General features: G+C 52.8%; 1 rRNA gene. It reads right to left on the bottom strand.

From position 1 onward, the window contains the following. Window positions 1–150: 150 nt before the first annotated feature. Window positions 151–1,703: ribosomal RNA gene (locus KJB35_RS27425) — 16S ribosomal RNA — on the bottom strand. Window positions 1,704–1,743: the final 40 nt, after the last annotated feature.

Genomic DNA, 1,743 nt, shown 5'->3' with positions numbered 1-1,743 from the left:
ACCGATGACCTCTTCGCTGCCAGCGAAGCGCTCTCCCAGCTGAGCTATAGCCCCACATAAATTGCTTCAGCATTTTATGCAGAACCAATTTTGCTCTGAAATTTAAACCATATCAATCTGTGTGGACACTCATCGTGCATAATCATCGTTTAAGGAGGTGATCCAGCGCCAGGTTCCCCTAGCGCTACCTTGTTACGACTTCACCCCAGTCATGAACCACAAAGTGGTAAGCGTCCCCCCGAAGGTTAAACTACCTACTTCTTTTGCAGCCCACTCCCATGGTGTGACGGGCGGTGTGTACAAGGCCCGGGAACGTATTCACCGTGGCATTCTGATCCACGATTACTAGCGATTCCGACTTCATGGAGTCGAGTTGCAGACTCCAATCCGGACTACGACGCACTTTTTGGGATTCGCTCACTCTCGCAAGTTGGCCGCCCTCTGTATGCGCCATTGTAGCACGTGTGTAGCCCTACTCGTAAGGGCCATGATGACTTGACGTCGTCCCCACCTTCCTCCGGTTTATCACCGGCAGTCTCCCTGGAGTTCCCGACATTACTCGCTGGCAAACAAGGATAAGGGTTGCGCTCGTTGCGGGACTTAACCCAACATTTCACAACACGAGCTGACGACAGCCATGCAGCACCTGTCTCAGAGTTCCCGAAGGCACCAATCCATCTCTGGAAAGTTCTCTGGATGTCAAGAGTAGGTAAGGTTCTTCGCGTTGCATCGAATTAAACCACATGCTCCACCGCTTGTGCGGGCCCCCGTCAATTCATTTGAGTTTTAATCTTGCGACCGTACTCCCCAGGCGGTCTACTTAACGCGTTAGCTCCGAAAGCCACGGCTCAAGGCCACAACCTCCAAGTAGACATCGTTTACGGCGTGGACTACCAGGGTATCTAATCCTGTTTGCTCCCCACGCTTTCGCATCTGAGTGTCAGTATCTGTCCAGGGGGCCGCCTTCGCCACCGGTATTCCTTCAGATCTCTACGCATTTCACCGCTACACCTGAAATTCTACCCCCCTCTACAGTACTCTAGTCTGCCAGTTTCAAATGCTATTCCGAGGTTGAGCCCCGGGCTTTCACATCTGACTTAACAAACCACCTGCATGCGCTTTACGCCCAGTAATTCCGATTAACGCTCGCACCCTCCGTATTACCGCGGCTGCTGGCACGGAGTTAGCCGGTGCTTCTTCTGTCGCTAACGTCAAACAACGCCGCTATTAACGACGCCGCCTTCCTCACGACTGAAAGTACTTTACAACCCGAAGGCCTTCTTCACACACGCGGCATGGCTGCATCAGGCTTGCGCCCATTGTGCAATATTCCCCACTGCTGCCTCCCGTAGGAGTCTGGACCGTGTCTCAGTTCCAGTGTGGCTGATCATCCTCTCAGACCAGCTAGGGATCGTCGCCTTGGTGAGCCCTTACCTCACCAACTAGCTAATCCCACCTAGGCATATCCTGACGCGAGAGGCCCGAAGGTCCCCCTCTTTGGCCCGTAGGCATCATGCGGTATTAGCCATCGTTTCCAATGGTTATCCCCCACATCAGGGCAATTTCCTAGGCATTACTCACCCGTCCGCCGCTCGACGCCGTTATCGTTCCCCGAAGGTTCAGATAACTCGTTTCCGCTCGACTTGCATGTGTTAGGCCTGCCGCCAGCGTTCAATCTGAGCCATGATCAAACTCTTCAATTTAAGATTTTGTTCGGCTCAATGAATACTGAACATTACATAA

The organism is Vibrio sp. D431a (genome assembly GCF_030248655.1).
GTDB lineage: Bacteria > Pseudomonadota > Gammaproteobacteria > Enterobacterales > Vibrionaceae > Vibrio > Vibrio alginolyticus.
The sequence above is the reverse complement of the archived record's forward strand: the minus strand, read 5'-3'. Positions and strand labels throughout refer to the sequence as shown.